Source organism: Streptomyces sp. NPDC025721 (assembly GCF_055558595.1).
This window is the reverse complement of sequence record NZ_JBVHMF010000013.1, coordinates 125,163-148,416: the sequence shown is the minus strand read 5'-3', so window position 1 is coordinate 148,416 and position 23,254 is coordinate 125,163. Positions and strand designations below refer to the sequence as shown.

The 23,254-nt window shown below is 68.8% G+C and carries 22 protein-coding genes; 10 read left to right on the top strand and 12 right to left on the bottom strand.

Features of this window, described 5'->3' with window-relative positions; all coding sequences use genetic code 11:
• Positions 1–48: 48 nt before the first annotated feature.
• The 3 genes from ACZ4EF_RS20115 to ACZ4EF_RS20105 are packed head-to-tail and all read right to left on the bottom strand — an operon-like array spanning position 49 to position 2,732.
• Positions 49–993 (bottom strand): FAD-dependent oxidoreductase, encoded by a 945-nt coding sequence (locus ACZ4EF_RS20115; protein ID WP_467505740.1) that lies wholly within the window; start codon positions 991–993, stop codon positions 49–51.
• Between the two features lie 5 nt (positions 994–998).
• Positions 999–1,568: a cysteine hydrolase family protein gene (locus ACZ4EF_RS20110; RefSeq protein ID WP_467505738.1), complete on the bottom strand. Its 570-nt coding sequence runs from the start codon at positions 1,566–1,568 to the stop codon at positions 999–1,001.
• Positions 1,569–1,592: 24 nt separating this feature from the next.
• Positions 1,593–2,732, bottom strand: coding sequence for a helix-turn-helix domain-containing protein (locus ACZ4EF_RS20105; protein ID WP_467505736.1), 1,140 nt, complete (start codon positions 2,730–2,732; stop codon positions 1,593–1,595).
• Positions 2,733–2,914: 182 nt separating this feature from the next.
• On the opposite strand from ACZ4EF_RS20105, the gene ACZ4EF_RS20100 reads away from it, so the two are divergent.
• The 9 genes from ACZ4EF_RS20100 (at position 2,915) to ACZ4EF_RS20060 (ending at position 13,294) form a co-directional block, all read left to right on the top strand.
• Complete coding sequence (locus ACZ4EF_RS20100; protein WP_467505734.1) at positions 2,915–3,382, top strand: NUDIX hydrolase; 468 nt, start codon at positions 2,915–2,917, stop codon at positions 3,380–3,382.
• Positions 3,383–3,397: 15 nt separating this feature from the next.
• Positions 3,398–4,048: a hypothetical protein gene (locus ACZ4EF_RS20095; RefSeq protein ID WP_467505732.1), complete on the top strand. Its 651-nt coding sequence runs from the start codon at positions 3,398–3,400 to the stop codon at positions 4,046–4,048.
• Positions 4,045–5,853: a DUF4254 domain-containing protein gene (locus ACZ4EF_RS20090; protein WP_467505730.1), complete on the top strand. Its 1,809-nt coding sequence runs from the start codon at positions 4,045–4,047 to the stop codon at positions 5,851–5,853. The genes ACZ4EF_RS20095 and ACZ4EF_RS20090 overlap by 4 nt, the downstream gene beginning before the upstream one ends.
• 42 nt (positions 5,854–5,895) lie before the next feature.
• A complete protein-coding gene (locus ACZ4EF_RS20085; RefSeq protein ID WP_467505728.1) occupies positions 5,896–6,471 on the top strand; it encodes a phosphoribosyltransferase domain-containing protein in 576 nt (191 codons plus the stop codon).
• Positions 6,468–7,625 carry a glycosyltransferase family 9 protein gene (locus tag ACZ4EF_RS20080; RefSeq protein WP_467505726.1) on the top strand — a complete coding sequence of 386 codons (1,158 nt, stop codon included), beginning with the start codon at positions 6,468–6,470 and terminating at the stop codon, positions 7,623–7,625. The genes ACZ4EF_RS20085 and ACZ4EF_RS20080 overlap by 4 nt, the downstream gene beginning before the upstream one ends.
• On the top strand, positions 7,622–8,761 hold the full coding sequence (locus tag ACZ4EF_RS20075) for a hypothetical protein (protein ID WP_467505724.1): 1,140 nt from the start codon (positions 7,622–7,624) through the stop codon (positions 8,759–8,761). The genes ACZ4EF_RS20080 and ACZ4EF_RS20075 overlap by 4 nt, the downstream gene beginning before the upstream one ends.
• A complete protein-coding gene (locus ACZ4EF_RS20070; protein ID WP_467505722.1) occupies positions 8,746–9,507 on the top strand; it encodes an SDR family NAD(P)-dependent oxidoreductase in 762 nt (253 codons plus the stop codon). The genes ACZ4EF_RS20075 and ACZ4EF_RS20070 overlap by 16 nt, the downstream gene beginning before the upstream one ends.
• Entirely contained in the window at positions 9,500–10,087 is a 588-nt protein-coding gene (locus ACZ4EF_RS20065) for a histidine phosphatase family protein (protein ID WP_467505720.1), read from the top strand. Before ACZ4EF_RS20070 ends, ACZ4EF_RS20065 begins: the two co-directional genes overlap by 8 nt.
• Before the next feature lie 126 nt (positions 10,088–10,213).
• Positions 10,214–13,294: an N-6 DNA methylase gene (locus ACZ4EF_RS20060; RefSeq protein WP_467505718.1), complete on the top strand. Its 3,081-nt coding sequence runs from the start codon at positions 10,214–10,216 to the stop codon at positions 13,292–13,294.
• Between the two features lie 294 nt (positions 13,295–13,588).
• Here ACZ4EF_RS20060 and ACZ4EF_RS20055 read toward each other — a convergent pair whose 3' ends face one another.
• From ACZ4EF_RS20055 to ACZ4EF_RS20035, 5 genes are all read right to left on the bottom strand, one after another.
• Positions 13,589–15,061: a ThiF family adenylyltransferase gene (locus tag ACZ4EF_RS20055; RefSeq protein WP_467505716.1), complete on the bottom strand. Its 1,473-nt coding sequence runs from the start codon at positions 15,059–15,061 to the stop codon at positions 13,589–13,591.
• Positions 15,043–15,423: a hypothetical protein gene (locus tag ACZ4EF_RS20050; protein ID WP_467505714.1), complete on the bottom strand. Its 381-nt coding sequence runs from the start codon at positions 15,421–15,423 to the stop codon at positions 15,043–15,045. The genes ACZ4EF_RS20055 and ACZ4EF_RS20050 overlap by 19 nt, the downstream gene beginning before the upstream one ends.
• Before the next feature lie 13 nt (positions 15,424–15,436).
• Positions 15,437–15,922 carry a multiubiquitin domain-containing protein gene (locus ACZ4EF_RS20045; RefSeq protein WP_467505712.1) on the bottom strand — a complete coding sequence of 162 codons (486 nt, stop codon included), beginning with the start codon at positions 15,920–15,922 and terminating at the stop codon, positions 15,437–15,439.
• 175 nt (positions 15,923–16,097) lie between these two features.
• Entirely contained in the window at positions 16,098–16,619 is a 522-nt protein-coding gene (locus tag ACZ4EF_RS20040; protein WP_467505710.1) for an ImmA/IrrE family metallo-endopeptidase, read from the bottom strand.
• Positions 16,606–16,959: a helix-turn-helix domain-containing protein gene (locus ACZ4EF_RS20035; protein WP_467505708.1), complete on the bottom strand. Its 354-nt coding sequence runs from the start codon at positions 16,957–16,959 to the stop codon at positions 16,606–16,608. Before ACZ4EF_RS20035 ends, ACZ4EF_RS20040 begins: the two co-directional genes overlap by 14 nt.
• Before the next feature lie 508 nt (positions 16,960–17,467).
• Between ACZ4EF_RS20035 and ACZ4EF_RS20030 the strand changes: the two genes are divergently transcribed.
• Positions 17,468–18,016 (top strand): Uma2 family endonuclease, encoded by a 549-nt coding sequence (locus ACZ4EF_RS20030; protein ID WP_467505706.1) that lies wholly within the window; start codon positions 17,468–17,470, stop codon positions 18,014–18,016.
• Positions 18,017–18,157: 141 nt separating this feature from the next.
• On the opposite strand, the gene ACZ4EF_RS20025 is transcribed toward ACZ4EF_RS20030, so the two are convergent.
• The 4 genes from ACZ4EF_RS20025 to ACZ4EF_RS20010 form a co-directional block, all read right to left on the bottom strand.
• A complete protein-coding gene (locus ACZ4EF_RS20025) occupies positions 18,158–19,729 on the bottom strand; it encodes a DoxX family protein (RefSeq protein WP_391164092.1) in 1,572 nt (523 codons plus the stop codon).
• A gap of 369 nt (positions 19,730–20,098) precedes the next feature.
• Positions 20,099–21,058, bottom strand: coding sequence for a 23S rRNA (guanosine(2251)-2'-O)-methyltransferase RlmB (gene rlmB / locus ACZ4EF_RS20020; protein WP_467505704.1), 960 nt, complete (start codon positions 21,056–21,058; stop codon positions 20,099–20,101).
• Positions 21,059–21,234: 176 nt separating this feature from the next.
• Entirely contained in the window at positions 21,235–22,626 is a 1,392-nt protein-coding gene (cysS, locus tag ACZ4EF_RS20015) for a cysteine--tRNA ligase (RefSeq protein ID WP_355342093.1), read from the bottom strand.
• A 182-nt stretch (positions 22,627–22,808) separates the two neighbouring features.
• Positions 22,809–23,198 carry a PPOX class F420-dependent oxidoreductase gene (locus tag ACZ4EF_RS20010; RefSeq protein WP_355342090.1) on the bottom strand — a complete coding sequence of 130 codons (390 nt, stop codon included), beginning with the start codon at positions 23,196–23,198 and terminating at the stop codon, positions 22,809–22,811.
• Positions 23,199–23,254: the final 56 nt, after the last annotated feature.

Sequence of the window (23,254 nt, the reverse complement as noted above, 5' to 3'; positions counted from 1 at the left end):
CCCTGCTGGCAGAAAAGGGGCGATCGATGGTCTGGTGGTATCGCCACCTCAATGCGTGATGCGCCGCCACTCTGCGGTCGGCAGGCTCTGCTGAGCGTAGTAGGCGCGGAGGGCGGCTTCGCTGCCGGAGCCGGTGGCGGTCATGATGCGCTGGAAACGGGAGGATCGGAGGTCTCCTGCGCTGAGGATGCGGGGGTGTTGAGACTCGGACGGGCAGTAGCCGGTGCTGTCGGGAATGACGGCGCCTGGTGGGGGTGCGGGGGCGCTGCCCAGGTTCAGGTAGACGGCGTGTGCGGCCTTGCTGCCGGATTGCCCTTGTCTGTCCGCCCATTCTGCGGTGAAGGCGGCGCCGGGGGTGGGACGTACCGACAGGCTCGTCACCGGCAGCAACGTCACGCGGGGATCGTTCCGTACCTCGTCGACCTTGTATTCGTCGCTAGGCGGGTACGCCACCACGACCGTGAAGGAGTGCGCGGGGTGGGCCCGCAGGAAGGTGCCGAGCGGGCGGTCGGCGCCGAGGACAAGCAGCGGGCCAGGCCCGCTGTCGGGGATCTTTGCTCCCCAGAGGGTGGGCAACAACGCGTCCTCGGCGACCGTAAGCCAGGACACGTCGGCCGCCGACAGCGGACCTACGCCGGTGGCCACGACCGCGTAGGCCGCAGTTAGCCGGCGGCCGGTGTCGAGGGTGACGGCGGCGTGTTCGTCGGAGGCGTCGATTCCGGTGGCGCGTACGCCGAGCTCGACCTCGCAGAGGTCGGTGCGGGCGAGGTCTTTCGTGATGGCGGCGGCCAGCTCGGGGCCGCTGGTGTGGCCGCCGGCGACGTTGTTGACCGCCGCGATGTGCTGGAGCTTGCCGCACAGCGCATCCTCCGCCTCAACCAGGACAGACCGCATGCCGACGCTCGCTGCCATCAGAGCCGCGGCGCAGCCCGCCGGGCCTCCGCCGACGATGATCAGGTCGAAGTGGCCGTCGGGGAGAGGGGTGGCTGCCATGACGTCTATTCCAGCACCGGAGCGTGGAGCCGCGGGGCAAGTTGCCGTAGGACGTCGTCCGTCGTGACGAGCTGTCGACGGCCGATGAGGCGGCGCGCCACGACGAGACCAGCGTCGTGGACGGCGGGGCCGGCGTCGCTGGCGGAGGCGTCGGTGACGATCCACGGCGAGTGCCCGCGCTCGAAGGCGTCGGCCGCGGACTTGAGGACGCAGCTCTCGGTGGCGATGCCGCAGAAGACGAGATCCGTCCACCCGGCCCGGTCGATCAGCGCGGCGCCTTCCTCGGTATAGAGCGAGTACGCGGGCTTGTCGATCACGGCGTACGCGGACGCGGCGTGCTCCGCCAGCTCGGCGACGATGTCGGTTTCGGGGGCGTGCTGGAGCCGTGACCAGTCGAAGAACCGCTCGAAAGGGCTGTCAGCGTAGTTGAGGTAGCGGGTGAAGACGACGGGGCGCCCGGCGGCCGACCACCGTTCCACCAGTCCGGTGACGACGGGGACGACGTGTCGGCTGTGGTGGTTGGTGAAGCCGTTCTGCATGTCGATGACGATCAGGGCCGCGTTGTCGATGTCCATGGCTGCGGTGTTCTCCTGTCGTCGTCAGCCGACGCTGTCCCGGAGGGCGTCCTGCGCTGCGCGCAGTCGTTCTGCGAGACCGCTTGTCTTCATGATGGCCTCTCGCATGAGGCAGTGCTGCGCGGTCTCCTGGGCGCGTGCTGTCGTGAGGCGGGAGTATCCGGCGCGTAGGAAGCGCCAGCCGAAGTCGTCGGGGGTGGAGGGATCCTGGCCGTCTTCGACAAGTGTCTGGATCTGGCGGGAGAAGCACCACAGCGCTTGGACGGTGAGTTCGCAGGCCACGAGCTCTTCGATGGTGAGGCTGCGCTCGCTGGAGTGGGCGGCGTAGGCCACTCCGGACCAGCCGGCATAGCCGGTGGAGACTCCGCGGACACCGAAAGAGACGATGTCCGGGTGGTCGAAGCCGGATGCGAGGAGGGATTCCTCGACGGACTGGTGGAGCGGGGAGGCCCCCGACGGTGTGCCGCGATCAACCAGCACGGACGGTGTGGACAGCAGCCTGAGAGCAGCCTCGAACTCGGAGCCCGCCGCCCAGGAACCGGACACCACCCAGTACAGCGAGAGGACGTACTCCGGGTTGACCTGGGTTCCGGGGCTCAGGTCCAAGAGGTCCCGGAGCTTGGCGCCCGCCCAGGGCAGGTCGGACGCGTAGGAGCGGTACCGCCAGACGGCCAGCTCGGTGAGGGACTGCGGTGTCCGGGGCTGTACGAGATGGAAGACGACGACCCCGCAGGCGAAGGCGTGGAGCGTGCACGCGGTCTGCCCGTCCGGATGATCGACGCGCGCCGATGACGACTCCAGCCAGGTGTCGGCCGACGTCTCGCTCATCTCGGCTCGTAACCGCTGGGCGTGCTCGGCGCCGATGAACACGGGCACGAACTTGTGCGAGTCCACGCGTATCTGCCCCGTACTCGGGGCCACGGCCACCGGTCGCCCCAGCGCCTCGGCGAAGCGCGCACGGACCTCGTCAGAAGAGCGGGCAAGAGCCGTGTCGAGCATGGCCTGCGAGTCGGGGCGCGGGCAGTAATCGTCCCCGCCCGCCTCCCACTTGGAGATGACCCGGTCACTGACACCCAGGTGTCCGGCGAAGTCGCGGATGCTCAGCCGCATCGCCGCGCGCAGCAGCCGCGCCTCGCTGCCGGACCAGCTCTGCACGGTGACCATGGCCGGCCCCTCCCCCGCGACACGACGAAATACCCAGCGTAACCAGTTGTGTTCAGCAGCGGTACGGCGTTGGTGCGGCATCCGTACATCACGTAGAGGCATCCGCGTGCAGCATGCTGAATTCCCCGCGATCGGCTCCGGCTGGTCCGACGGACAACACCGCGCCCCAGGGAGACCTCGCCATGCCCGACATCATCAAGCGCAACGCCCGCGCCATCCTGCTCGACGACGACGAGTTGGTCCTCATCAAACGGACCAGGCCCGGCCGCGAACCGTACTGGGTCACTGTCGGCGGAGGCGTCGAGGAGGAGGACAAGAGCATCGAAGCCGCCCTGCACCGTGAGGTGTTCGAGGAACTGGGCGGCAAGCTCGACGGCGCCGAGTTGGTCCACCTGATCACGGACGAGCTGGAGAACGGCATCGGCGTGCAGCACATCTTCGCCGCGCGCCTGGCGAGCATGGATCTGTCCGTGCGGACGGGGACCGAGTTCGCCAAGCCGGAGCGCGGCGGGTACGAGATCGTCCGCATCCCCTTCACGGCCGAGGCGGTCCGCGGGCTCGACCTCATGCCGCCGGAGTTGGCCGATTTCGTTGCCGGCAACATCGACGCAATCGTCTCCGTCCTCGACACGCCCATCCGGAAGAGGTGACGGTCGATGGGGGACATGCCTGACTTCATCAGCCTCAACGGACCCGACAACGTGGGTAAGACGACACAGTTACTGCTCCTGGCCCGGCGCTGGGAGGGGTTTCAGGCGCTGGGCGCCGTTCACGAGCACGACCCCGAGCCTTGGAAGAAGGCCGCAGCGGACGACTACGCGAACTGGTGGTTCGACAAGGCCACGACCGTGGAGTTGACCTCGCTGCTGGTCAACGGCCACGCCAAGCGTGCCGAGGCGCGCGAGTCCGGCCGTACCGGGCTGCTCGACCGTGGCCTGCCCATGCTGATGGCGGTGTCGGCGGCGACCAGCGTGGTCAAGGAAGGACTCTCGGCGCGCGAAGCTCTGTGGACGGTGCGCGAGATAGCCGGACCGATCCCCGTACCGCATGAGATCTCGGTTCTCCTCATGCCCTCGCTCGAACCGGAACGCAGCTACGCGATCACCAGCGCGCGGGAAAGGCGCCCGTGGACGGGGGTCTACCCCTCCTACCAAAGGGTGCTGCACGAGATCTTGCTCCGCCAGGCGGAGGAAGGCGCGTACGACTTGGTCGTGGACTGCGAGCACCTCGAACGTGGCGACGTCCAACGGCAGATCGTTGAGGACCTCGCTTTCTCCTTGCCCGCTGGCGAATCTGACGAGGACGGCAAGCGATGACCCACACCCCCAGCACTCCTCCACCGCTGATCCTCCCGCCGGGCTTCTCCCGCGCAGCCGCGACGCTGCCCGACAAAGACCTCCGTCGCTTCGACGACGCCATCACCCGCCTGCACGCGGTCAACGGCCGCCTGTGGAGAGCCGAGGACCAGGTTCGAGCCACCGGACTCCCGGCCGAACGAGTCGCCGACTGCAAACGGGAGATCGACCAGCTCAACGCCGAGCGCAACGCCCTCGCCGAGCGGGCTGACGAGACCCTCGGGGCCGTCGTCGGTGCCGTGCGGGCAGAAGCGCCACTGCACACCGAGACCCTCGCATCCGTTCTCGACCGGCTGTCGGTCCTGACGCTGCGCATCTGGCACAGCGAACGGGCCTCGGACCGCGACGACTTGGGGAAACGCCGCCTGCCCGCCCTCCACACGCAGCGGGAGGAACTGTGGGCTGCGCTGGACTCCCTCGTCGCTGATGTCCTGGCCGGCACCCGACGCCTTCCGATCGCCGCCCGCCACAAGCTGTACGGCACGGATGCGGCAACGGCCACGGAGATCACGCCGAGCCCACGCCTGGTCCGGGTGATCGCCTTCGGCGGGTTGAGCGAGTGCGGCAAGAGCACCAGCGCCGAGTTCGTCCACCGCGCGTGCGGGGCCCAGAGATTCAAGATCGGCTACCTGCTGAGGCAGGCCGCCGCACGCCACGCCCTCGCCGATCCGTACGCCCTCTCATCCCGTCGCCAGGCCGAACTGCTCTTGGATGAGCTGAACCGCTTCGCTGACACTCACCTGGACAACCGGCTGGTCACCATCGAGTCCGTTCACGACGAGGCGTCGATGGCCGAGCTGAAGCACCTCATGGGCGACCGGCTGCGGATCGCGTACCTGGACGCACCCTTCGCCGTACGAGTACGCCGCTCCGGCATGGCGGCGCACGCAGTCGCCGCCAAGGACGAGATCAAGATGAGCCGGGGAGCACATCAAGTGGCCGCCCTCGCCGACCACTTGATCGACAACTCCGGCAGCATCCTTGACCTGCGCGCCCACCTGCACCGCATCGCCGCACCAGCCGTCCCCGCCAAGCCCCGTATGGCCACACCGTACGGACTCGGCTTGCCCGGATCCGTGGCCGCCGCGACCTCCGACCTCGTTGACGGCCTGCGCTCGTACGGCCGGGACGTGCACCTGGTCGCCCTCACCGGCAGCCCTGGCGGAGGCAACTGGATCGCCGGCTGGTCCGACCTCGATCTGCTGGTGGTCGCCGAACACTCCGCCGCAGAGGCGGTCGGCAGAGCGCTTCACGAGTACAAGCAGGTGCTGGGCGGAGCGGCCGCTGTCAGCCTCACCCTTGCCACGCCGCATGAACTACTCGCTCGACGGCTCACGCCTCGGGTCGCCTTCGCCCTCCACGAACTTCAGGCGGACCGCCCCGTCCTGTACGCCGATCCCCTCCTGGAGCTGCCGCATGTCTCCTCCGCCGAACTCGCTCTGGCAGCCGTTCACGAGTTGCCCCAGGTGATCCTGACCATGCGCCGCCTTCGCGCCGAGGCGGGTCGGGGCTCCTTGCGCCAGCTCTACAAGCACCTCGTGCTCGCCTGCCGCCTTCTGCTCCGCGAGCACGGCATGTGGGAGACGGGCCCCGACCGGATCCTCGCCGCATCCGTACACCTCCCTGGCATGCCGGCCTTCACCGTTCCGACGCTGGCCGAGACGGCGGCCGCCTGGCGTGACGGCGCCCGCGAACAGGTGCTCGCACCGATCACCTCGGCGGTTGACGCACTCCTCGCCTGGTACGCCGCCCAGCTCGCCGCCTGACCTTCCGCACTGCCCCACTCACCCGACACCGGGAGCTTCGCCATGCCCGAAACCCTCACCGTGCCACCCTTCTCGGCCCGCATCGTCGAACGGCTCAGCGTCGGCCCCAACAGCCGCCGCGAGCGCGTCATCCACTCACTCGACGGGCTGGAGAGCGCCGTCCATCCCGACGTGCTCGCGTCGGTCGGCGCGCAACTCTGGCAGCGCGTCCTCGCCGAGATCCCCGGAGCACTCAGCACCGTGGACTTCCTCCTCGGCCTGGACGCGGGCGGCATCCTGCCGACCGTCTCGCTCGCCTCAGCAGCCCAACTCCCTTACAAGATCGCCTGGAAGCTCCATCTGCCGCTGCGCGGCGCCGTCCGTTTCAGCGAGCCGCACGCGATGCGTACCGACGTCTTCGCCTACGGAATCACCGGCGGCCAGCGAATGCTCCTCGTCGACGACGAGATCACCACTGGCCGCACTCTCGCCGACCTGACGCGTCGGCTCCGCGAAGCCGGGGCGCAGCCGGTTGCGGCGGTCTGCCTCGTGGAGGACACGACTCAGGGCGCTCGTGCGCTGCTCGCCGACCTCGGCATCCCGCTGATCGCGCTGACCACGATCGGGGAGGAGCGGTGACGGCGGCGGTATCGACCGGCGTCCGCTTCTGCCCTGGCGGGGAGGTCGTCCCCGCCGACGCTGTGCACACCACGCCGCTCGGGTACGACCGGGACCGGATCGACGTCGGGTCACCGCTGCCGGTCCCGGTATCCGCGGAACTCGTTGACCGGCTGGGCGAATGCGACGGAGTGCTGGTGTCCTTCGACGGCAAGCTCGGTGACTCCCTCCTCGCGCTCTCCGTGGTCCGGGCACTGTCCGACTGGCTCACGCTCAGATCCGGTACGAACCCGCTGCCGGTCGCGGCCGAGGGGCCGTACGCCAAACTGCTCGCCCACAGCGGCCTGATCACCGATCCCGCCGGCCCGCGAGGCAAGTTGGTGGTCATCGGCGACCGGGAGTCCGTCGAACTCCACCGGAAGGACGCGCACGTCAGCGTGCTCTGCGATCCGGCAGCCCCGCCCTGCTGGTCGACCGACGGCAGGGCCTACGCCGATATGCCCGCTCGCTACTACCTCGCGCTGGAGCGTCGCCTGGGGCTCAGGCTGCCCGCCTCCGTTCCCTTCGCTCCCCAACTCACCAGCGGAGCAAGCCAAATCGGGAGGCAGTTGGAGGCGGCAGGCTGGTTCGACGGCCTGACCATCGCCGCCATCACCGCAACGAGTTGGCCGGAGCGCAAGGACTACACGGCCGGGCGCTTCACGGAGGTGGCCGCGCGGATCGCCGAGGCTCGGCACACCGGCGTACGTCTCCTGCTCGTGGGCGGCGCGCACGACGGCTGCGTGCGGGTCACCGCCGCCGATGCCGGTCATGGCGTGCGCGCTCTGCATCTGGACGGACTCCCGGCGAACGACCTGGCCGACGTCTTCCCCCGCTGCGACCTCGTCCTGGGCAATGACACCGGCCTCACCCACCTCGCCGCCCTGACCCGTACGGCCGAGGGCTGCGGACCGCCGGTGCTCGGCCTCTACGCCCGGCACGCGCACAGCAAGTGGCGTACGGGATGGCCGCACCACCATGCCGTGGCCACACCCTTCTCCGACCGCATGCACCAAGGCGACCTCTGCCCCGTACGCGACGCCATCGCCCCGGCTGCCGCGGACCACCTCGACGCGATCACCCCGGCTGCGCTCGCCCGCGTCTGCGGCGAACTGCTGGGCGGAGCCGAAAAATGACCGCCGAACCCCGTTGGCGGCTCGGTCCGTTAAGGCGAGCCACACGCAACGTCCTCCTCCCGCTGAATGTCCACGGCCGCCCGCTGCTGATCAAGTACACGCGCGACTGCGACGAGGCACGCCAGGAAATCCGGGGCCACGCACTCCTGCTCGGCCGCTACCCCGTCCCAGCCCTCCACGCCCACCTGCGCGTACCCGGCGGATACCTGCTGGCGTACGAGCGGCTGCCCTCCGGCCCCGACCGAGGACTGCTGCTCGACCTGCTGAACACGGACGCGCCCACCGCGGAACTCCACCAGTACATGAATCAACTCACCGCCGCGTACCGCGACGTCATCCTGGCAACCGCCCAGGAAGTGCCTCCGGCTGACGTCGTCCGCAAGCTGTACTGGGACCGCGCCGCACCGGGCGGGCGCCTGGACGCGTACTACGAGGACACCGACTTCTCCGTCGCCGATGGCATCATCGACCTGCCGATCACACGCCTCGCCGAATACGTCCCGGTGATCAACGGCCAGCCGCTCAGACTCGGTTGGACGGCTACGTTACGGCGGCTGCGCAGCCACTTCCAGCAGGTCGAACCGGTCTGGGCCGCCCTGACCCAAGGCGACCCCACCGACGTCAACCTCGCCCAACCCTTGGCCTGGCTCGACTACGACACCGCCGGTCTCAACAGCATCCTCGGCGAGTTCGCCAACTTCCTCTGGTACGTCACTGCCCTCGGCGGCTGGCTGGTGCCGACCTACAACCCGGCCGCCTTCGCCGACCACCCCGCCACATTCCGCCGCGTGGAGGCCAACCGGCCCCAACTCCAGCAGGCGTACGCCAACCACTCCGCCCGCACGATCCACATCGACTACACCGCGCGCCTCTCAGCACCCCGTCGAACCGCAGCAGCCGCGTACTGGAACCACCTCGTTCAACCCGTCGCGGACAAGCTCTGGCCTGGCGAAGACCTCGGCGGACTCCTCCGCCCCTACCTGGCCATGCGCATCCTCGCCGTCTACAACCTGGCCGACCTCGCCCCGGGCGACCGGCTTCTGGTCCTGGCACGCCTCGCCGAGGCCATGAGCCCGACCTTTGACCCAGCCACCTACTTCTCCGCCACCGAGGAGGCACCATGCGCGGCCCCCTGAACGGGCGCACGGCCCTGGTCACCGGAGCAACCGGCGGCATCGGAACCGCCATCGCCCGCCGCCTCGCCGCCGATGGCGCCGCCATCGTCATCGCCCACCTCGGTGACTGGGACACTGCCCAGGCCCTCACCGAGGACATCACCAACGACGGCGGAACCGCCCGCCCCCTGGAAGCCGACCTACGAGAACCCCGCGCCATCCACACCCTGTGCACCCAGGCCCACACACGGCTGGGCCCCATCGACATCCTCGTCAGCAACGCCGGCGCCTACCCCCGCACCACCTGGCCGGAGACAACGCCCGACGTGTGGGACGACATGCTGGCCACCAATCTCACCAGCCACTACCTGCTCGCCCACGAACTCACCCCCGGGATGGCGGAGCGCGGCTGGGGCCGCATCATCACCCTCGGCTCCGTCCTCGCCACCACCGGCCGCCACGACCTCGCCGCCTACATCAGCGCCAAGGCCGGCCTCGAAGGACTCACCCGCGCCCTTGCCCGCGAGCTCGGACCCTCCAGCATCACCGCCAACTGCATTGCCCCCGGCTCCATCCACGTCCCCGCCGAAGAAACGGTCGTCACCGACCCCGAAGCCATGACCACCCGCCAACTCGCCCGCCAGTGCATCCAACGCCGCGGCCGCCCCACCGACATCGCCGCAGCCGTCGCCTTCCTCGCCACCAACGACGCCTCCTTCATCACCGGCCAAACCCTCCGCGTCGACGGAGGCTGGCTCCTTGGCTGACATCTGGCTCATGCGCCACGCCGCCTACGAAGGCCACCGCCCCGGCCACCACGCCCCACCCGACGCCCCCCTCTCCGCCGAAGGCCGCGCCCAAATCCACCGCGCCCTCCCGCTCCCCGCCGAGATCACCGCGATCGTCACCAGCCCCCTCCTCCGCGCCCGCCAAACCGCCGACCTGCTCGCCGACCTCACGGGGATCCCCGTCATCGACAGGAGCCCGCTCCTGGCCGAGTGGCGCGCCCCGAGCATCGTGATCGGCCACACTCCCGCGACCTACCCACCGGAATACGTTGCCTGGCGCGAGCAACGCGAGGCCAACCCCTCACTGGCCTGCGAAGACGGCGAAAGCCTTACCGAGTTGCATGAGAGGGCAACCGGCTGCGCCGGCTACCTCGCCGCCGCAGCCGAGAGGCAGAAAGCAGGTGCTGTCCTCGCCGTCTCCCACAAACTGCTCCTGGGCGTCCTCACGGACCTGTCGGCTGGCCCCAGGGCATTTAATGCCGCCACCCAAGCGGCTTGGCCCTTCGTGGGATTGCTTCCTCCTGCCTACTTGGAACACGCACCGAAAGAGGCTCGCTGAGCCAGAGACCACGACGCTGCTTCGTCTGCCAGGACTGTGCGGACACGCACCGCCTGCACGATAATGGGGGCGGGACCACGTATCCCTCGTTGCCCCATGCACCTTGATGCCGTTGGAGCTCTCGCCGTGACGCTCTCCGCCCCTTCTTCGCCTACCGCGCTCGAAACCGTGTTTAAGCGGGTGATAGAGCGCAAGGCCGTCCGCGCTGAAGCGACACTGCAGGCGGACATCCGTCAGTTCCTGCTGGATGCGGACCTCAATCTCGGCGAGCAGGATCTCTTGACCCCTGTGCTGGAAGCCCAGGTGGGCGACGGCACTGGTCACCGCATCGATATTGAGATGGGTGCGACCGTCGTCGAGGTCAAGAAGGACATCAGCCGCCCAAAGATCCGCAAGGACGCGGTCGAGCAACTGGCGAAGTACGTGCGGGCTCGTACAGAGCAACGTGAGCGGCGGCACGTCGGCATCCTCACTGACGGCGCTGACTGGCGTGCCTACGCGCTGGTTAACAACGAGTTGAACGAGGTGAACCGTCTCGATGCGCGGGAACGCAACGTCAAGGCACTGGACCTGGTCCGCTGGCTCGAAGGCGTCCTGGCGACGTCCGAGGGTGCGGTACCCACGCCCGATGCCATCGCGACTCGTCTTGGAGCGGACAGCGTCGCCCACTCCATCGACAAGGCCGTCCTCGCTGCGCTGTACGAAGAGAATAAGAGTCTTCCGACCGTTCGGCTGAAGCGTGACCTGTGGGCGCGTCTGCTGCGGAGCGCCTTGGGCGCCCAGTTCGAGAACAGCGATGACCTGTTCATCGAACACACGCTCCTGGTAAACACAGCTTCGATCATCGCCCACGCGGTGATGGGCATCGATGTGAAGGACACTCCAGCCGCCTCACTGGTCAACGGTCAGTTGTTCACGCAGGCGAGGATCGCGGGTGTGGTCGAGTCGGACTTCTTCGGTTGGCCGCTGGAGACGGAGGGCGGCGAGGGCTTCGTCCAAGACTTGTCTCGTCGCCTCGCTGGCTTCGACTGGTCACGGGTCGAGCACGACGTCCTGAAGGTTCTGTACGAGTCGGTGATCGCCGCGGAGACCCGTAAGAAGCAGGGGGAGTACTACACGCCGGACTGGCTGGCGGAAGCGACGGTGACGGAGGCTGTCTCCGACCCGCTGGCCCAGCGGGTCATGGACCCCTCATGTGGTTCTGGCACGTTCCTCTTCCACGGAGTCAGACGCTACCTGGCCGCCGCGCAGGAGGCTGAGTTGCCATTGCGCGAAGCGCTGGACGGCCTCCACGACCATGTTGCGGGCATCGATCTTCACCCTGTCGCTGTGGCGCTGGCCCGCGTCACCTACCTTCTCGCCATCGGCCGGCAGACACTTACGTCTGAGGAGCGCGGCCCGATAAGCGTTCCCGTTTATCTGGGCGATAGCCTCCAGTGGGACCAGCGCACTGATCTCATCCACCATGGCCACCTCGTCATCCAAACCGGTACGGGAAATCAACTCTTCACCAACGAACTGCGCTTCTCCGAAGCCTTGCTCCATGACGCCAGTCGATTCGACTCGATTGTCAACGAGCTCGCCGACAAGGCGGCAGACCCGCACCGGGCTAAAGGCAAGTTTCCCTCCCTTGTCGCCCTCTTCAACCGGCATGGGGTCTCCAACACGGACGACCGGGACGAGCTGACAGAGAACTTCCGCGTCCTGTGCGAGTTGGTAGACGAGGACCGCAACCACATCTGGTCCTACTACGTTCGAAATCTGGCCCGCCCCATGTGGCTGTCTCGCGCCGAGAATCGTGTCGATGTTCTTGTCGGTAATCCGCCCTGGCTCTCCTATCGGCACATGCCCGAGGACATGCAAAAGACCTTCAAGGCGATGATGCAAGACCGGGGCCTGTGGAAGGGGTTCGAGGTCGCTACCCATCAGGACCTGTCGGGCCTATTCATTGCCCGCGCGATCCAGCAGTACCTGCGTGTGGGCGGTTCGTTCGCTTTCGTCGTGCCCAACCCCGTGCTGGATCGTCCCTACTGGACCGGATTCCGCAGCGGAGATTGGGCTGACCCTGACCACCCCGTCAAGGTCGACTTCACTGGCTCCTGGGACCTGCGCCGATTGCGTCCGCACTTCTTTCCTCGTGCCGCCGCCGTCATCTTCGGCCGTCGGCGTCCCGTCGCTATCGGGCAACAGGGCAACGATGCTGTGCCACTGCCCAGGCAGACCGAGATCTGGACCGGGAAGATCGCCAAGAGTGCCGCTCGCTGGGAACACGCCAAGGGCTGGATCACCCGGAAGGTCGGTGAGCTGCGCTATCCCAAGGAAGGGTTGATCAGCTCGCCGTACCGCGACCGGTTCGAGCAAGGGGCTACCGTCGTCCCCAGGGTCCTCTTCTTCGTTGAGGAACAAGCTGCCAGTCCCCTCGGTCTCGGCGGCGGTCGAGTCTCAGTCCGCTCCCAGCGCAGCACCCTGGAGAAGAAGCCCTGGAAGGGGCTCCCCGACCGGGAAGGATCAGTCGAAAAGCAGTTCGTCAGGCCCGTCCTGCTCGGCGAGCATGTCGTGCCGTACCGGATCATGGGTGCCGACAAGGTCGTCCTGCCCATCGAGGGGACGAAAACCCTCATGGAGGGTGAGCATGATCACCTCGACCGATACCCAGACCTGGCGAAGTGGTGGCGCGACGCCGAACGACTCTGGGATGACAACCGATCCAGCGAACGGCTCTCACTTGCCGAGAGGCTTGACTTTCGCAGAGGGCTGACCGATCAGCTTCCTGGCGCGCCTCTACGGGTGGTGTACGCGAAGGCCGCCATGTACGTCACGGCTGCGCTGGTCGATGACCCGAATGCGGTCATCGACCACAAGCTGTACTGGGGCACTGTCGCAACTCAGCAGGAGGGTATGTACCTGCTCGCGGTGCTCAACGCGCCGTACGCGACCGAAGCAGTGCGCCCGCTCATGTCCTACGGAAAGGACGAACGAGACATCGACAAGGCCGTATGGGAGCTGCCTATTCCGGACTTTGATTCGGCCGACGACAAGCACGCTCGAATCGCGGAGATCGGTGAGGCAGAGTATCAGCGGATCGCGGAGCTGAAGTTCGAGGGCGGAAAGAGCTACATCCAGATCCGCCGCGCCTTGCGCGACTTCCTCCTCAGCTCCCCCGATGCCGAGGAATTGGATCTACTGGTCACTGAACTCCTCGGCTGAGTGGCGTCCCGCACTTCAAAGATTCCGACCCCGTGGTCAACCCTGGAGGGCGGGTAGGGCGGGTCCGTTGCCCGACAACCGGCCTAACTTGCGGGAGCGCTGCGTGAGCGGACCGGCTCGGTATGAGAAGGGACTCGATGCCACGCAAATCCTGACCATACTCCTCAGATCAGTGGTGAGAAGATTCTGCTGCATAATTCGACACTGCCTGAGATGATCTTGCAGATCTTTGGGCGGCGGGTTATAGGACAAGTCGATAAGTCGGCGGAGATGTTGTCGCGGGGCGACTTGGTGTCAGGTGGTGTGGTTCCTCGTGGGCAGGGGGAAGTTGGGGCCCAGGGCGAGGCGGCCTGATTCGGAGCACTCGGTGCACTCAGGGTCGATGCGGGGAATGTCGGATCGGGTGCGTTGGGGTGCTGCCGGGGCCAGCGGGTGGAACCGGCGCCAGCGGGCCTGGTAGTCCGTCGGCAGGAGGCCGGTGACGGTGTGGAGGTAGTCGTCGACGGCGTGGGACGCGGCCACGGCGTTGAGGGTGATGACGCTGGGGGCGGGTACGTCTTCGTCGTCGACGTAGCGCTGGCGGCGTTGCTGCTCGGCGGTGAGGGCTTCTTCCTGGAGCCGGGCGGGGTTGATCAGGCCGTTGCACCACAGGCAGGACTGGCCCGGGATGAGAGGGCGTACGACGCTGAAGATGTCGGTGATGGCGCCGTCGGGTTGGGTCTGCACCTTCGCACCGACCTGCACGCCGGGCACGAGGTACTGGTGGACGATTGTGTTGGTGACCAGCCGTGCTTGCATCGAGTCAGCCGCGAGGAACAGGTAATCGCAGTCGGCAAGGCGCATCGCGGTCGAGTTGTCGGTGATGTCGGCCTGTAGCGGGGTCACGCGGATGGCCGGGTTGGCCTGGCGGGCCACGCGTGCGGCCAGGTCGACTTTGGGCGTGGCGTGCCTGCGCCCCCATGCCTGCAGGAAGCGCGGGCGCGAGGGGTGGGTCATCCAGGTGTGGGCATCGCGGCGGCGGGCGCCGACGAGGCGGGGCAGGTTGGTGCGGTCGACCCGGTCCGGGTCGATGATGACGAGTTCGCCGACGCCCAGGCGGGCGAGGTACTCCACGATGAGGGATCCGGCTCCTCCGGCGCCGATGACGGCCACTTTCTGGCGGGCGAGGATGGCCTGGCCCCGGTCGCCGAAGATGCGGCTCTGCCGGTCGTAGAACGGGTCGGCCGTCGCGGGTGGCACGGGTGCGGCCCGTAGGGACATCGCCGGGCATCCTGTGATCACGGCGTGGTCGAGTTCCGCGCGCCGCCCGCCGGGTAGCCACAGGTCGCCGGCGACGGCTGCGGAGGAGAAGACCAGGCCGCCGGCCACGGCGCAGGACGCAGGCCCGAGGATGTCGAGCAGTGCGGGGTATCCGCGGGCGTGGGAGGCCAGGTCCGTGGAGGAGAACGCGACGCGGTCGCTTCCGCCGTGGCAGTGGACCGCTAGGTAGGCGAGGTTGCGGGTGCGGCAGTCCCGGATGCGGTCACCGACGAACTGTGGTGTCAGCATGCGGTGTCCGCGCTGGCCGGGTACGTAGTCGACGCCGTCGCGCGCAGGATGGAGGGTGCGCGCGAGCAGGCGGGTGCCACGGGGGGTGGTGATCACGCTCGCGGCGATCACCGCGCCGTGTTCGTCGCCGTCGCCGGGGAACAGGTGCGCGTGCAGATCGGCGGCCATGGCCGGCGGCAGGCGCAGCGTCCACGGCCCGGTCAGCGGCTGCGCAGCCATGCCAGGACCTTGTGGAGTTTGATGACGGCGGTGTCGGTTGCCGGGTTGAGGTGGTTGGAGCGGCGGGAGATCTGCACGGCTGGCCTGTTCTCGAAGGTCGTTGCGGTCATGGCCTCACCGAGTGTGGTGCCGTCGGTGCGGGCCAGGTCGCCGCGTACGAAGTGGGGGTAGACGTCGGAGTACGGGTACTGGAAGGTGATCCGGAAGCCGATCCAGGTGGACCGCTGCTCGTACTGAGCACCGGGGTCGATGTCCTCGACGAAGACGACCGCGCCGCCGTCGCTTTCGTCGCGGACGTTGATCTGGATGCCGGGGAAGGCCGCACGGACCTGCTCGACGGCGATGCTGACCAGGGGGGTCACCGGTTGCCGCCGTTCAGGAGTTGTCGTCGCCGGCGACGGCGGTGAACACCGAGTGCTTGTTCACCGTAACCGGGTCGGTGTCGCCGATGATGCGCGTCTCGCCGGAGGGCAGTTCCTCCGAGAGTTGGAAGCCGGTGTCGATCTGCACGCCCTGGGCGATGGCGGCCTCCTTGATCTCCAGGCCCGTCACCCGGTGCCCCTTGACCTTCACCGGCTTGTTGTTGACGGTCACGGTGACGGTGCGGGCCTTGCCGCGCGGCTCGGTGTAGAACCGCATGCCCGGGACGAGGCCGAGCGTCTCATCGGTGCGCAGGAGGCGGTCAGGCGCGTCAAGGACGTCCAGCCACACCTCCCGGTCCTCGGGGATCGCCGGCCGCGGCAGGCGCCGCAGGTCGGCCTCGGTCACCCGCCGCTCGGGCGCTGCGTATTCGTGGCCGTCGATGAAGACTCGAACCTGGCGGTGCTGGAGCCCGGTCTCGTTCTCAGTGGCGTCGGACATGGTCCCTCCCAGGGGAGTTGTCGCAGGTAACACCTGGAACCGGTGGTTCCTGATCTAGGACAGCACTTCTGAAGCGTGTCACGCAATCTTTTAAAGGGACAGTTTAACTGTCGTAGGTTCGCACAAAAACAGGGACCGCTGTGTGCGGCCCCTGCTGCCGTGGTGTCCGGTGGTCTCAGTGGGGGTCGGAGATGACGCCCAGGTTCGTCAGCCGGTTGTTCATGGCCACCCGGCTTATGTTGAAGGTGCGGGCCATTGATTCGACGAGGTCTTCTGCGGTCAGGAGATCCGATCTCCTGACCTCCTGGCGGACCATTTTTTCCGGGGCCAGGAGCGCTGCCGCGAAGCGGTTGGCCTCGATCTCCTCGCGGTCCGTGGCAGTACTGGACAGGCCGTCGCGGCGGTTGATGCTGACGCGCGCCCCTGTGTCGAGGATCAACGGCCGGCCCCGGTGAAGAAGAAGATGGCCGAGTTCGTGCGCCACGGTGAAACGCTGCCGCACCGGTGCGTGATCAGCGTTCACACCGATAACGTTCTGGTCTTCTCCGCGCAGCAGCATGCCGGAGACATCGCTGGTCATCTTCTCTGGAATTACGACGACGCCGAGCTGTGCGGCCAGCCAATGCGTATCTACTGGCGGTGCCACGATGCCGAACCGCGACAGCAGTTCCGCAGCCGCCGTGTCAGCTCTGGCCATCGCGGCCCCGCATCCCTTGTGCCGCCGATGCCACAGCTTCCACGACATCCACCAGATGTGCAGGCAGGCCGTGGGTGGGGCCTGTTTCAATCAGGGACGGCAGCAGCTGCGCCGGCTCTACCCCCAGAGCCGCAGCCAGAAGGGCCAGTCGGTAGGGGGGAGGCGCCTGCGCGCCCGACTCGATATTGGTGATCGAGCCCCGTGTGAGCCCGCTCTGGCGTGCCAGAGCCTCCTGTGTCAGCCCTGCGCCTCCCCGTGCGGCCCGGACCCGCTGCCCGATTCCTACATTGAAGTCGTGCTCGTCCACGCCACTCCCACTAAATGTCAGTCTCGCTGTCATCCCAAGGTAGTGCAGACCGCATAACCGCCACCACAGCGCCTCGGCCCGCAGTCGGAGCAGCCAGCCCCATGGTGACCCGCAAACGGTCCTACGGTTCGGTTGCTGGGCTTGGGCCCCGTCGGCTTCTCAATCAGCAGGCCGCCACGTTCGGCGGCTTGCTCCTGGCAGCACGGATTCAGCACACATGAGCCTGGAAACCGACGCGAACTGACGGCAACCGGTGAACGGTCTTTTGGCTGGTCAGCGGGTCGATACCCGCATCGCCGCAGGCCAGCCACCCGCCCCGAGGGAACTTGTAAAGCGAAGGTCGTCGGTTCGAATTCGACAGGGGGCTCTCTGTGGAGCCCGGCCCAGACAGGATCTGGGCCGGGGTTCTGCGTTGGCGGATGCGGTCGGCCGGGCGGGTGTGGAGAGTCCCGGTCGGAGCCCGTCAACGGTGCGGGCTCTGGGGCGTCAGGTCGGGCTAGGCTGGGAGACCGGTCGGCCCGTTCATGGGAGGCACAGCGGCATGGACCCGCAGCGCTTCGCACTCCTTGATGAGGCCCGCAGGAGTCTGCCGGACGGGTTCAAGACCGAGATCTCCGGCGACACGATCGTGATGATGGTCGGCCTCCCTGGCATCCACCAGCGCAATCTCCTGGTGGTAAGGCGCCAGTTCGACGCACACTGCCCTGGCGACCTGCTGCCGAGCGAGAACACCGACCTCGTCTCTCCCGGTGTGGGCAAGAGCCGCAACCCCGATCTGACGTACCTGCCCGCTGACGTGCTGGAGACCACCGACAATCAGGTCCCCGCGGAGAGCGCGGCCATCGCCGTCGAGCTGGTCTCGCCGTCGAACCCTGAGAACGACTGGGTGGGCAAGGTACGGGACTACCCGATGATGGGAATCCCGCTGTACCTCGTGGTCGACGCGAGGCTGAAGACGGTCACGCTCTTCAGCCATCCCGACGGCAGGAAGTATCACCGTCGCGAAGACGCCGACTTCGGTGAAAGCCTTCGCGTCCCGCAACCGTTCGGCTTCGACCTGGACACTGGGACGCTGCTGCCGTACTCGTGAGGTTCTTTCCCGCGCAGAGGTCCGCGCGTGGCGGTCCACAGGACGCAGAAGCCGGCGGGCAGGCTCGGGCCCGGGGGGATCGGCGCGGCGTGAGGACCGCGCCCTCTGGGGCGGGGGCGCGGTCCTGGGGGTGGGGAAGGGTCAGGAGGTGCGGGTGGGGGACGGGGAGGAGGGGTCTCCGAGGACGTGGAGGCCGAGGAGGCCGCCGATGGCGCCCTGGGTGGGCTTGGGGGCCGGGGCAGACGGGGCGGGAGCCTCCGGCTGGGAGGGCGGGGCGGGCGGCGGGGCCTGCGAAGTCCCGCCGGAGGAACCGCCGCTGGAGGAGGACGTCGAGCCGCTGGTCGGGCGGGAGCCCGCGGAGTGGCCGCCGCCGGTCGACGAGGAGGACGTGGACGACGAGGACGTCGGCGCCTTGGACGTCGGCTGCCCCTTGGCCTTCTTCTTGTCCTCGCCCTTCTTCTTGGACTTCGGCGACGCCGACGGCTTCGGCGACGCGCCCTGCGGCCCGCTGCCGCCCGAGACCTCGGGCAGCGGGGAGCCGGGCAGATTGTTGGTCGGGATGACCGTCGGCCGCTGCGGCCTGTCGTCGTGCGTGCTGGACGCGCGGACGGCGGCGCCGAGCACCGAGCCGATCAGCAGCGTCAGACCGGCGATCACGGTGGCGAGCACCGTGCCGCGCCGCAGCACCCGGCGGCGCAGGTCCCACACCGTGACGCGCGGGCCGAGCCGCCGCCAGGCGTCCCCTGCGAGGTGACCGTCGATGGAGTACACCGGCGCGCCCGCGATGATCAGCGGGCTCCACGCGGCGAGGTAGATGAAGTCCGGGGCGTCGTACACCGGGACGGTCCGCCAGCTCACCGTCACCAGCAGCGCGATCGACAGGCCCGCGCCGAAGAAGGCCGCGACACGCTGCCACAGACCGCAGACGGTCAGGACGCCGACGACCACCTGGAGGAAGGCGATGCTCAGGCCCGCGCCCACCGGGTGGTTGAGCGCGGCGTCGCGCAGCGGCTCCGCGAGGGCCCACGGGTGCAGCGAGTTGAGCCAGGTGACCATCGAGCCGCGCTTGCCGCCGTCGAAGTAGACGGGGTCGCAGAGCTTGCCCATGCCCGCGTAGATCGACACGAAGCCGAGGAAGATCCGCAGCGGGAGCAGCACGATGCCGAGGTTCATCCGGCGGTCGGGGTACCAGGCGTGCTTGGCCGGTTCGCCGTTGCGGGTACGCGGCCTGCGCTCGGCGCCGTCGACGGACGAGGAGTCGCCGACGTAGCCCACCCGCTGCTCGTCGGAACCGCCGTCCGCGCCCTCGTCGTACGCGCCGGTCGCCGGGCGTACGCCGCTGAGCAGGCCGGTCGGCGACTGCGCGCCGCGCTGGCCCACGACGGTCGGCACGGGGGGCGCCGCCGTGGTGTCGTCGATCCGCGGCAGCACCTGGGTGGCCGCGCCGGAGGAGTTCGCGCCGCCGGCCACGCCCGCGCGGCGGACCGCCTGGAGCAGTTCCCCGGCCGCCGGGTCGCCCGGCGTGGAGCGGCCCGACCACACCACCGGCGACAGCTTCCGCCGCCCGGCCGCGCCGGGCCGCGCTTGCGTCACGACGGGGATCTGCGCGGTGTCGTCGAGGCTGAGGGCACGGCCCGGGGTCGCGCCGAGCTGCACCCGGAAGCTCGCGTGATTGACGATGACCTGGGCGGGATCGCTCGGCACCCTGGCCATGCTCAACGGAGCGGGCTCGTCGAAGCCGGGCAACCCTCCCCCCGTAGGAGTGCGGGGTGTTCTGGTGTCCACACTCATCTAACCGAGTGACGGACGTTTAGGACACTGCCTCCGCGCCCCCACGATGTCCGAGACCCGTCAACGCCCGGTCAGCGCCCCGGCGATGACGATTCGAAGACGCGTCCGAGAACGCCTCAGGAAGTGTCACGGGGCTGCTCAGAGCCTGCGCCGCGCAGGCTTTTCAGACCCGGCGCCACGACCCGGCGCCACGACCCGGCGCCACGACCCGCCACAGACGCGGCGCCACAGCCCCGGCGCCACGACCACAGCTCAGGCCCGGCGCCACGACCCCGGCGCCACAACCACCGCTCAGGCCCTGCGCCGCGACGCCTCGTACAGCACAACACCCGCCGCCACACCGGCGTTCAGCGACTCCGCCGCGCCGCCCGGCATCGGAATCCGCACCAGCAGGTCGCACGTCTCGCTGACGAGCCGCGACAGACCCTTGCCCTCGCTGCCCGCGACGATGACGACGGGCCCCGACAGGGCGCCCAGCTCGTGCAGTTCGAGGTCGCCGTCCGCGGCCAGGCCGACGACGGTGAGCCCGGCCTTCTGGTACGACTCCAGGGTGCGGGTGAGGTTGGTGGCGCGCGCCACCGACACCCGCGCCGCCGTACCCGCGGACGTCTTCCACGCACCGGCCGTCATCCCGGCCGCGCGCCGCTCGGGCACGACGACGCCGTGCCCGCCGAAGGCCGCCACCGAGCGGACGACGGCGCCGAGGTTACGGGGGTCGGTGACACCGTCGAGCGCGACGATCAGCGGGTCCTCGCCCGCGTCGTGCGCGGCGGCGGCCAGATCGTCCGGGTGCGCGTACTCGTACGGCGGGATCTGGAGCACCAGGCCCTGGTGATTCAGGCCCGCGGTGAGCCGGTCGAGCTCGGGGCGCGGGGCTTCGAGCAGCGGTACGCCGCGGTCGGTGGCCAGCCGCAGCGCCTCCCGTACCCGGTCGTCGTTCTCGATGAACTGCTGGACGTACACAGCTGTGGCCGGGATGTCGGCGCGCAGCGCCTCCACCACCGGATTGCGGCCGACGACCAGCTCGGAGGTCGACTTGGAGCCGCGGCCCGACGGGCGCCGGGACTGCGAGGAGACGGCCCGCTTGGCCGCGGCGTTGGCGACGCGGTTCTTCTTGTGGCCCTTGCGCGCCTCCGCGGGCGGCGTCGGGCCCTTGCCCTCAAGGCCCCTGCGCCGCTGCCCGCCGCTGCCGACCGTGGCGCCCTTTTTGTTGGATGTACGGCGGTTCCTGCGCTGGCTGTTCCCGGCCATGGGGCACTCTCACTTCGCTTCGGTCATGCTCGCCGGACATGGGTCCGGCGTACGGATATACGGGTCGGGTCGGGTCGACGGGTCGGGCCCGTCGGCCGGGGCCGCGGAGGCGATCCGCCACGAGGCGGTCCGCCACGGAGGCAGTCGGCCGCTGAGGCGGTCGGCCGCGGGATCGGTCAGCCGCGCAGCGTCCAGCGCGAACCCGTCGGTGTGTCCTCGATCTCCAGACCCGCCTGTACGAGCTGGTCGCGGATCGCGTCGGCGGTCGCGTAGTCCTTGCGGGCGCGGGCCGACTGCCGCTGTTCGAGGACCAGCCGGACCAGGGAGTCCACGACGCCGTGCAGGTCGTCGCCGCGGTCGGCGCCCGTCCAGTGCGCGTCGAGCGGGTCGAGGCCCAGCACTCCGAGCATCGCACGGACCTCGGCCAGACGCGCGACCGCGGTCTCCTTGTCGTCCGCCGTCAGCGCGCTGTTGCCCTGCCGGACGGTGGTGTGGATCACGGCGAGCGCCTGCGGCACTCCCAGGTCGTCGTCCATCGCCTCGGCGAAGGCGGGCGGCACCTCGGCGGCGGGCTCGACCGGCCCGGCTTTCTCGATGACCCGCTGCACGAAGCCCTCGATCCGCGCGAAGGCGGACTCCGCCTCGCGCAGCGCCTCCTCGCTGTACTCGATCATCGACCGGTAGTGCGGGGTGCCCAGGTAGTAGCGCAGCACGATCGGCCGCCAGCGCTGCACCATCTCGGAGACCAGCACCGAGTTGCCGAGCGACTTGCTCATCTTCTCGCCGCTCATGGTGACCCAGGCGTTGTGCACCCAGTAGCGGGCGAACTCGTCGCCGTACGCCTTGGCCTGCGCGATCTCGTTGTCGTGGTGCGGGAAGATCAGGTCGATCCCGCCGCCGTGGATGTCGAAGACGCTGCCCAGGTACTTGTGGGCCATCGCCGAGCACTCCAGGTGCCAGCCGGGACGGCCGCGGCCCCACGGGGTCTCCCACGACGGCTCGCCGGGCTTGGTCGACTTCCACATCGCGAAGTCCCGCTGGTCCCGCTTGCCGGTCTCGCCCTCGCCCTCGGGCTGGCGCAGATTGTCCAGCTCCTGGTTGGACAGCTCCAGGTACTCGGGGAACGAGCGCACGTCGAAGTACACGTTCCCGTCGGCCTCGTACGCGTGCCCGCGCTCGATGAGGCCGCGCATCATCTCGATCATCTCCGGTACGTGGCCGGTGGCGCGCGGCTCGTACGTGGGCGGCTGGCAGCCCAGCGCGTCGTAGCCCGCGGTGAAGGCGCGCTCGTTCTCGTACCCGATCGCCCACCACGGGCGGCCCTGGTCGGCCTCCTTGGCGAGGATCTTGTCGTCGATGTCCGTCACATTGCGGATGAACGTGACGTCGTAGCCCCGGTAGCGGAACCAGCGCTGGATGATGTCGAAGTTGAGCCCGGACCTGATGTGCCCGATGTGCGGGGCCGCCTGCACGGTGGCGCCACACAGGTAGATCGAGACGCAGCCCGGCGTGAGCGGGACGAAGTCACGGACCTGGCGCGCGTTGGTGTCGTACAGGCGAATAGTCACTCCACAAGGGTAGTGGCCCGGAGCGGGTGCCTTGTGCGGTCTGACACAGGGCACACACAACGGTGACAATCGGCTGTACGGCGACCCCCGCGCCCCGGCCCCGCCCGGCTGGACGGCGGCCCGGCTGGACGGCGGCCCGGCTGTACGGCGGCCCGGCTGTACGGACGGCGGCCCCGCGCGGCTCAGCCGTGCTCGACGATCCGGTCCGCGCTCACCCGTACGACGACACGCACGTCCCCGGGCTCGTCGTTGCCGTACTCCTCACCGGTGTACTTCCGGCTCAGCGCGTTGATCAGGTCGTCGCCGCCCTCACGGGTGAGGGTCGCCGTGCCCCGGATCTCCAGGTACTTGTACGGGTTGTCGACCGGGGTCACCAGCACGGTGGTGCGGGGGTCCTTGAGCAGATTGAGGTGCTTGCGACGGCCTTCCTTGGTGGAGACGAGCACGTCGTCACCGTCACGCGTCACCCACACGACGGACAACTGGGCCTGGCCGTCGGGCTGGAGGGTGGCGATGGTCGCGAAATTCTTGCCGTCGATCAGGGCGCGGGCGGAGTCCGGGAGGGCGGCCATGAGCGGGTCCTTTCACATGCCGGGGCGGTGATCTTCCGGCTACGCAACGTGCCGGA

Coding starts and splice junctions, on each gene's coding strand:
- ACZ4EF_RS20115 (WP_467505740.1), bottom strand. CDS start 993: ATGGCAGCCACCCCTCTCCCCGACGGCCACTTCGACCTGATCATCGTC.
- ACZ4EF_RS20110 (WP_467505738.1), bottom strand. CDS start 1,568: ATGGACATCGACAACGCGGCCCTGATCGTCATCGACATGCAGAACGGC.
- ACZ4EF_RS20105 (WP_467505736.1), bottom strand. CDS start 2,732: ATGGTCACCGTGCAGAGCTGGTCCGGCAGCGAGGCGCGGCTGCTGCGC.
- ACZ4EF_RS20100 (WP_467505734.1), top strand. CDS start 2,915: ATGCCCGACATCATCAAGCGCAACGCCCGCGCCATCCTGCTCGACGAC.
- ACZ4EF_RS20095 (WP_467505732.1), top strand. CDS start 3,398: ATGCCTGACTTCATCAGCCTCAACGGACCCGACAACGTGGGTAAGACG.
- ACZ4EF_RS20090 (WP_467505730.1), top strand. CDS start 4,045: ATGACCCACACCCCCAGCACTCCTCCACCGCTGATCCTCCCGCCGGGC.
- ACZ4EF_RS20085 (WP_467505728.1), top strand. CDS start 5,896: ATGCCCGAAACCCTCACCGTGCCACCCTTCTCGGCCCGCATCGTCGAA.
- ACZ4EF_RS20075 (WP_467505724.1), top strand. CDS start 7,622: ATGACCGCCGAACCCCGTTGGCGGCTCGGTCCGTTAAGGCGAGCCACA.
- ACZ4EF_RS20070 (WP_467505722.1), top strand. CDS start 8,746: ATGCGCGGCCCCCTGAACGGGCGCACGGCCCTGGTCACCGGAGCAACC.
- ACZ4EF_RS20055 (WP_467505716.1), bottom strand. CDS start 15,061: ATGGCTGCGCAGCCGCTGACCGGGCCGTGGACGCTGCGCCTGCCGCCG.
- ACZ4EF_RS20045 (WP_467505712.1), bottom strand. CDS start 15,922: ATGTCCGACGCCACTGAGAACGAGACCGGGCTCCAGCACCGCCAGGTT.
- ACZ4EF_RS20040 (WP_467505710.1), bottom strand. CDS start 16,619: ATGGCCAGAGCTGACACGGCGGCTGCGGAACTGCTGTCGCGGTTCGGC.
- ACZ4EF_RS20035 (WP_467505708.1), bottom strand. CDS start 16,959: ATGACAGCGAGACTGACATTTAGTGGGAGTGGCGTGGACGAGCACGAC.
- ACZ4EF_RS20030 (WP_467505706.1), top strand. CDS start 17,468: ATGGACCCGCAGCGCTTCGCACTCCTTGATGAGGCCCGCAGGAGTCTG.
- ACZ4EF_RS20025 (WP_391164092.1), bottom strand. CDS start 19,729: ATGGCCAGGGTGCCGAGCGATCCCGCCCAGGTCATCGTCAATCACGCG.
- rlmB (WP_467505704.1), bottom strand. CDS start 21,058: ATGGCCGGGAACAGCCAGCGCAGGAACCGCCGTACATCCAACAAAAAG.
- ACZ4EF_RS20010 (WP_355342090.1), bottom strand. CDS start 23,198: ATGGCCGCCCTCCCGGACTCCGCCCGCGCCCTGATCGACGGCAAGAAT.